This is a genomic window from Ammoniphilus soli, from assembly GCF_040813775.1.
Map to the genome: position 1 here is coordinate 1 of NZ_JBEGDL010000077.1, position 6,829 is coordinate 6,829.

At 36.4% G+C, this 6,829-nt stretch carries 8 protein-coding genes and 1 pseudogene; 2 read left to right on the plus strand and 7 right to left on the minus strand.

The window, feature by feature from the left end; all coding sequences use genetic code 11:
* Positions 1-252: 252 nt before the first annotated feature.
* On the minus strand, positions 253-1,206 hold the full coding sequence (corA, locus tag ABLT31_RS37800; protein WP_367760878.1) for a magnesium/cobalt transporter CorA: 954 nt from the start codon (positions 1,204-1,206) through the stop codon (positions 253-255).
* 302 nt (positions 1,207-1,508) lie between these two features.
* On the opposite strand from corA, the gene ABLT31_RS37805 reads away from it, so the two are divergent.
* The gene (locus ABLT31_RS37805; protein WP_367760879.1) at positions 1,509-1,766 is read left to right on the plus strand and encodes an HPr family phosphocarrier protein; all 258 of its coding nucleotides are present in this window, start codon (positions 1,509-1,511) and stop codon (positions 1,764-1,766) included.
* 349 nt (positions 1,767-2,115) lie between these two features.
* On the opposite strand, the gene ABLT31_RS37810 is transcribed toward ABLT31_RS37805, so the two are convergent.
* From ABLT31_RS37810 to ABLT31_RS37825, 4 genes and pseudogenes are all read right to left on the minus strand, one after another.
* Positions 2,116-2,262 carry a DUF3973 domain-containing protein gene (locus ABLT31_RS37810; RefSeq protein ID WP_367760880.1) on the minus strand — a complete coding sequence of 49 codons (147 nt, stop codon included), beginning with the start codon at positions 2,260-2,262 and terminating at the stop codon, positions 2,116-2,118.
* Positions 2,263-2,694: 432 nt separating this feature from the next.
* Positions 2,695-3,753: an ACR3 family arsenite efflux transporter gene (gene arsB / locus ABLT31_RS37815; RefSeq protein WP_367760881.1), complete on the minus strand. Its 1,059-nt coding sequence runs from the start codon at positions 3,751-3,753 to the stop codon at positions 2,695-2,697.
* Positions 3,754-3,780: 27 nt separating this feature from the next.
* Positions 3,781-4,092: pseudogene (locus ABLT31_RS37820) on the minus strand (ArsR/SmtB family transcription factor); the annotation flags it as partial.
* Between the two features lie 230 nt (positions 4,093-4,322).
* Entirely contained in the window at positions 4,323-4,577 is a 255-nt protein-coding gene (locus ABLT31_RS37825; protein WP_367760882.1) for a GNAT family N-acetyltransferase, read from the minus strand.
* Positions 4,578-4,883: 306 nt separating this feature from the next.
* Between ABLT31_RS37825 and yppF the strand changes: the two genes are divergently transcribed.
* Positions 4,884-5,102, plus strand: coding sequence for a YppF family protein (yppF, locus tag ABLT31_RS37830; RefSeq protein WP_367760883.1), 219 nt, complete (start codon positions 4,884-4,886; stop codon positions 5,100-5,102).
* Between the two features lie 59 nt (positions 5,103-5,161).
* On the opposite strand, the gene ABLT31_RS37835 is transcribed toward yppF, so the two are convergent.
* Together ABLT31_RS37835 and ABLT31_RS37840 are read right to left on the minus strand one after the other, a co-directional pair.
* A complete protein-coding gene (locus ABLT31_RS37835; RefSeq protein WP_367760884.1) occupies positions 5,162-5,473 on the minus strand; it encodes a hypothetical protein in 312 nt (103 codons plus the stop codon).
* Between the two features lie 297 nt (positions 5,474-5,770).
* Positions 5,771-6,607 carry a hypothetical protein gene (locus tag ABLT31_RS37840; protein ID WP_367760885.1) on the minus strand — a complete coding sequence of 279 codons (837 nt, stop codon included), beginning with the start codon at positions 6,605-6,607 and terminating at the stop codon, positions 5,771-5,773.
* Positions 6,608-6,829: the final 222 nt, after the last annotated feature.

The following is a 6,829-nucleotide window of genomic DNA, read 5'->3' on the forward strand; positions in this document are numbered from 1 at the left end:
TCTAATTTGGTATTGCCAAAAAACAAACTGCAGTGCGGGTTATTTTCAGGATAGCGGAATAACAAAAGGCACATCCAGCGCCTTCATTTGACTCGTTTGCCACCTTCAATTCAAGTATCATCAGAACTTCCAATTGTTTTATTTAACTCCCGATAGTGAAGCAAACCAAATCAGATATCCTCCACCGATTTCTGCAAGTCCGGCAAAAGCAATAGAAAAGCATATAGCAAACGAATCTCATCCCTTAACAAATTAATTTTCTCCGAACCAACCTTTTTTCTTAAACCACCAATACATCCCTAAACCCACAAATCCCATAAACCCAAGAATTCCAAAATACCCATATTTCCATGTCAATTCAGGCATATATTCAAAGTTCATTCCGTAAACTCCTGCAATGAATGTCAATGGGATAAAAATAGCTGAAATTACGGTCAAAGTCATCATAATGTTGTTTGTTCTATCTGCATTTAATGATATGTAGCTATCACGAATATCCGAGGTAATATCCCGATTGGATTCCACCATCTCAGCAAGCTTTAACAAATGGTCATAAATATCTCCAAAATAAGCTTTCTGGTCCTTGGGGATATCAATACGGTCTGAGTTCAAAATTCGATATAGAAGGTCTCTCATCGGAAAAATACTGCGCCGCAAACGAAGCAAATCACTCCTAATTTCAAAAACCTCTTCCATAAGCGCTCGTCCTGTTTTTGACTCTAAGTCCTCCAATTCATCTAGCTTATCTTCAATTTGATATAAGGTAGGGAAATATTGGTCAACGATTTTATCAAGAATAAGATGGAATGCATGGACAGGATTAAGATTTTGAAGGTTGCCCTCCGCTTTCATCCGGTTCCAAGTCATGTCTAGCTCTGGTGACGGTTTTAAGTGGAAAGAAATCACGTAATTACTCCCAAGAAAGATGTCCACTTCATTTGATTCCAATGTTGCGGGATTTAATGCGTGAAGGACAAAGAAACTGTATCCCTCATAGTAATCCAATTTAGGTCGTTGAAGAAAATGGAAACAGTCTTCTATGGCAAGGGGATGGAATTTAAAATGGGTATCTAAATATTTTGCTTCGTCTTCAGTAGGGGAATTAAAATCAACCCAATACCAAATGAATTCCCGGTCAAACAGTTGTTCCATTGAAATATCCTGAATGACTTGATGGTCTTTAGATATGGCAAGTGTTCGAATCAAATCAAGACCTCCTTTATTTCCTGCTGCGCTAAAAACAAATGGAAACAAAAATTGAAACCATGTAATAACTAATCATATATCATCCATGTTGAAAAGCCTTTCAGATGACAATTTAAGGGCTAAAAAATTTATTCAATCTTCTCTTTGATGAGATTTTTATTACCGATTTCAACACCTTTGTAATCATTATTGTTATATTTCATGACACCAAATACCAATAATTAACACTCTATTAATATACTAAAGGTATTATGTTAACGTTCAATTGGTAATATGATACTAAAAATTAGGAGGAATAAAAGATGGTTCAAGAGAAAGTGTTAATCAAATTAAAGAATGGTCTTCAATCACGTCAAGCCGCTTTTTTTGTTCAAGAAGCAAGCCGTTTTGCTTCAGAAATATATATCGAGGATGGAAACAAAAAATTAAATGCAAAAAGTATTATAGGCGTTATGAGTTTAGCCGTTAGATCAGGATCGGAGGTGATTATTTCAGCTAAAGGCTCTGATGCGATGGATGCAGTTAAAAGCCTGAAACAGTTAGTTAGCGAAGAAGGATAGTTATTTTCAATATATGATAAGAAGTCATAGCTGGTTGCCTTTTGCCTTAACAGTGGGGGTATCAACGATTTTGATAGACGACCTGTCCGAAAGAGTGGATTTTTATTTTATTCAGTGACTTCATAAATTGTTGCGAAAACGACCTTTAAGTACCCCACATAATTCAATTGATTCTTTCACCATTTTACAATAAGAATTTATGTTGAACTATCCTCAATACTTCAATAACAAAAAGGAACAGTGAATGGTACACTGCTCCTCAACCTATTGAATCCCATTAGCACAGTAATGCAACTACATCATTACGCAAACGAATCCTGATAGCAGAATAACTAACCGAACGGACAGTCTACTGGGTTGGCTCTTTAGATTGATCACAGATTCCCACATGCACTTTCTCTTTAGTGATTAAATTTGTTCTAAATCCTGTTTTTAAAATTTTGTCGGCAGTAGAATCATCCTCATGATATTCTTCACATTTTAAACAGAAGTACATCCTTCATGCACCACCCCACATTTTATTATCAACGTTCGTTGTGTATATTTGTAATTATTTCCATCACGGTGAACCGTAAACCCGTTCCTACGTTTAATTACTGCCCATTCTGACAAGAGAAAAGGGATGCCGGAGCATCCCACATCCCATATCATACTATCGAACCCCGTTAGAATAGGGTTGAAACCCCTATGTTTCTTATTTATTCGCAGAGTTTCAACCCATGCACATCAGAAAGTTGAACAGTAATGATAATTAGCTTAAATTCGTTAGAAGCAAGTTCGTTTAAAAATTGTTCTCTGGACGGCATAGTTTTTGGTCTGGTATCCTGATTTTTCGAGATTATATCCAATCAATAAAGCGTAAGCTGGTTCATCTTCCACAATGGCAATTCGTATCGCCATTTGCATCTTCATCTCTGTTGTTCAAGACTTAGCCAGCGATAGATTTGTTAAAGTATTTTCTTTGGAACCAGAAGGCAACATTGACGAGAGCAATCATGACCGGTACTTCGACAAGGGGACCAATGACCGCCGCAAAAGCCGCACCCGAATTGATTCCAAAGACCCCAATTGCAACTGCAATGGCTAATTCGAAATTATTCCCCGATGCGGTAAAAGCAAGTGTTGCTGTTACAGGATAATTGGCACCCGCTTTTTTGCCCATCCAGAAAGAAACCAAAAACATAATCACAAAGTAAAAGAGTAATGGGATCGCTATACGAACCACATCAAGCGGTAAACTTACAATCATATCTCCTTTTAAAGAGAACATCACCACAATGGTAAATAACAAAGCAATAAGGGTGATAGGACTGATTTTAGGTATGAAAACTTTCTCATACCAATCACGGCCTTTTGCTTTGACCAAGCTATAACGTGTAATCATCCCGGCTAGGAATGGAATGCCCAAGTAAACAAATACACTCTTCGCTACTTCTGCGATGGTAATATCAACGACCATACCTTCTAAGCCGAACCATCCGGGAAGCAAAGTAACAAAGAAGTACGCATAAATGGAATAAAAAAGAACTTGGAAAATGGAGTTAAAGGCAACTAAACCCGCTGCGTATTCGGTACTACCTCTAGATAAATCGTTCCAAACAATGACCATCGCAATACATCGAGCTAAACCGATCATGATCAGACCCACCATGTATTCGGGATAACCTTGAAGAAATACAATCGCGAGGATGAACATAAGAATGGGCCCGACGATCCAATTTTGGATCAAAGAAATTCCTAAAATCTTGAAGTCCTTGAATACCTGACCCAATTCTTCATATCTCACTTTTGCCAAAGGCGGATACATCATGAGGATAAGGCCAACTGCGATGGGTATTGATGTTGTACCTACTTGAAATTGGTTCAGCCCTTCCACAAAATTGGGAGACAAGTAGCCAATTCCGACCCCTAACGCCATCGAAACAAAAATCCATAGCGTTAAGTTACGATCAAGGAACGACATTTTTTTACTGATGTTCTCACTCATTGTAATCACTCTCCTTTAATCAATTTTTTATTCACAATTTACCAGTAGTCCTTGTTCCTCCAATTTTTTAAATGTCTCGGATACATCTGGTAAATGCGTCAATGAGAATCCGACTTCCTCAAACTTTTGGCGATTTAAAGAGTAGAAAACCCACTGACCTTTACGATTCTCCTGCACTAACTCCGACACTTTTAACCGATTCAAATGTTTGGAGATCGCTGGTTGAGAAATATTAAAAACAGGGATGAATTCACATACGCAACAGTCTCTCATATTCAATAACGAAAGCATTTTAAGACGTGTCGGATCACCTAGAACTTTGAAACAATCCGCTAATTTATTAAGTTATATTATAATCATGATTGTAATATAATTATGATTATAATGTCTATATTTCGAATCAAGCTTTACAAAAACTTAACATTACCAAATGATGATATGTAGATATGGTTTGCAATCCTAAAAAAGAAAATCCTCACTGTCTTTGAGTGAGGATTTATCCTTATTTTAATTGATTCGGACGATTTGTCTTCGTCTTTCCAGTAGCCAAGTGTCTAGCCATACTCCATTCATTTTTCCGATCCATTCACGCCTTCCCCTTCTCTAAAACAGTGTTTTATATGCAAGTTCAGACTAGGTATGTTTTCGGGAAAAACCCCCGCTTGTAACATCCAATATCCTTTTTCCTCTGACCTCTTGATGAGTTCGCCTAAGATGAAATCACCAACTCCTGTTCCTTTGGCACTGGGGTGAACGTAAACACTTACTTCACCGACACCTAAATAAAAATTTATTATGAGTATTAAAATACAATCAATAAGCATGATTAAATTGTTCCTTTTATTAAGCAATTCTGCCCTTTAGTGAAGTAAAAAAATATTAAAAACTACGCCTTCAGCTCATCGTAAAATTCTAGTCTATTCTATTTTCTGTTCTTTTAGTAAGTGATTTCCTTACTTCTTCAATCACACACCCAGACTAAGCCCCTATATTAGTATAAAGGGGTTGAAATAATTATCTATTTTGATGTAATAAAATGTCGGAAGTTACAATATTCTAAAATCAAAATAAACCAAAATATCGTGTTAAAATGTAGATGTAAACGCTATCAAAAACGAGGGGGAATTAATTTGTTAGAAAATTTAATTCATAAGTTCATCCAGTCAAAAAAGGATAAGCCCTCAAACGTGAATGAGTTATTAGATTTCCTTCAAAGAGTATATGTTGAAGGTGTAATATCTATTGTTGAATATCGTGATATCTTTCGTGAACTTAATGAACGTGGAGCAGTTAAACCATCATATGATGATGAATTTAAGGAATTACAATCAGAAGCCTTAGCATTATAGCTAAGGCTTTTTGTATGATTTTAATTATTACGTTATAGATCTCCGTCCCTCCAATCTCGTTAACGTAACTTGACATATTGTTTATACCAATCACGACCAGATTGCCATTTTCCAACAGGATTGTTCTTGCCAAGAATTTCAACGCAAGCCAAAGCCATAATAAATTCTTTTAACCCATCAGAATCAGACTTTCTGAATATATTTAAAAAATGATTTAAAGCTAAATCCTCTTGTTCCACAATGTAATCGAACTCCTTTTGATTCGCTTTAACGTAATCGTAAGGATTTGAAGAGCCGGAAGGAGTTGTTATGATTTTTTCTAGATTTTGATTGATTAGTGTTAAGCGATCCATCTCTTCTTCTCGACTCATTCCAGTAAGAAGCGCATTCCTGATAAGAAAGCAAGCAACCCAATTATTATCGCAGTTCCTAAAACGCCAAACACAAGGTTACTTTTCGAATTTGCCATAAATTGTCCACTCCTTCCTTTTCTGTTTTAACATAAAATTCCATTTCCCTTTTAGCACGTATTTTTCGTTATGCTACTCGTTTGAAAGGTAAAAAGCAGGGGACGGATGCTGATTCCGTTTCCCTGCTATCGAATCCCGTTAGGGGAATAAGTAACTTGACATTAAACAAACATGTTGTCAACTTGAGAAATAGTTCGTTTACTTCTTTTTATTCAGTACATAACCCGATTCCCAGCGGTCATACCATATCACTAAAGAAAAAGGTAAAAAATAACGTAAAATGGTTAGTAAATGATTCCAATAGTGATAAATTAACCACCCTCTCCAATGTGAATACAGCGCAAAGATAGTTGAGGCTAATGTAAGTAAAACAAAAGCCATCATTCTGTACCGAGAAGATACTTTAGGAATGATAAAGGCAGTCATTAAAGAAATGATCACACATAAACCAATATCTGCAAGACGATCATCCGCCACAGGATTACTTAAAAAATTTGGTCTCCATTGGTGCCAATTAATTAATACTCCTGAAAAAACGGCACCGGGGAGAACCAGAGCTGTATAGGTAAAAGAATACAAACGAACCCAATAAGGCACGGGAGGATTATATTCAACAAAACGCTTCGAAAAGTAAGCTAAAAACCTAAATCCAACCAAATATAATAAGGTTGAAAATAAAATGTTCCATTGATGATAGCGCAGCAAATCTAACTTAAGGTAAACCAGCTCAAGTGTTATATGTATAAAAGTAAATATGCCTACACTGAGCCAAGGTTTTTTAGGATTCGTATAATAACAAAAAATGATGGAGGAAGCTGGCAAGATGATTACATCAGCCAACATAATGCCTATACGATCAGAACGAACAGGATCGCTAAACAAATGAGTAGAAAACTCATAAAGATGTAAGAGTTGGTTTGACAAAACTTCCGCTAAATCAACTATTGCTTCTGCAAAAACGTAAATGGCTACAATAGTATGCCAAGAAAACTTGCCCTTTCGTATGGCGAGAATTGCCCATAACCAGAAAATCATCGCATTGTAAATATAGAGCAAACTTTACCTCCCCTGTATGTATAATCAAATCTTATTGTTCCATTCTTTGTAAGATGTATGACCAAAAATTTCACCGTTAAGCTAATCTGCCCGCAGCAACGAAGTAAGGGACGGATGTTGATCCGTCCCCGCGCTATCGAATCCCGTTAGCTTAGTAAGTTACTTTTGAGATAATTTGAAAAAACAGGAGTTTTAGCTCCT

What these genes read in the sequence shown, in the direction of transcription:
- ABLT31_RS37825 (WP_367760882.1), bottom strand. Translation starts at nt 4,577, where the DNA reads ATGCTTATTGATTGTATTTTAATACTCATAATAAATTTTTATTTAGGT.
- ABLT31_RS37810 (WP_367760880.1), bottom strand. Translation starts at nt 2,262, where the DNA reads ATGTACTTCTGTTTAAAATGTGAAGAATATCATGAGGATGATTCTACT.
- ABLT31_RS37805 (WP_367760879.1), top strand. Translation starts at nt 1,509, where the DNA reads ATGGTTCAAGAGAAAGTGTTAATCAAATTAAAGAATGGTCTTCAATCA.
- arsB (WP_367760881.1), bottom strand. Translation starts at nt 3,753, where the DNA reads ATGAGTGAGAACATCAGTAAAAAAATGTCGTTCCTTGATCGTAACTTA.
- ABLT31_RS37840 (WP_367760885.1), bottom strand. Translation starts at nt 6,607, where the DNA reads ATGATTTTCTGGTTATGGGCAATTCTCGCCATACGAAAGGGCAAGTTT.
- ABLT31_RS37835 (WP_367760884.1), bottom strand. Translation starts at nt 5,473, where the DNA reads ATGAGTCGAGAAGAAGAGATGGATCGCTTAACACTAATCAATCAAAAT.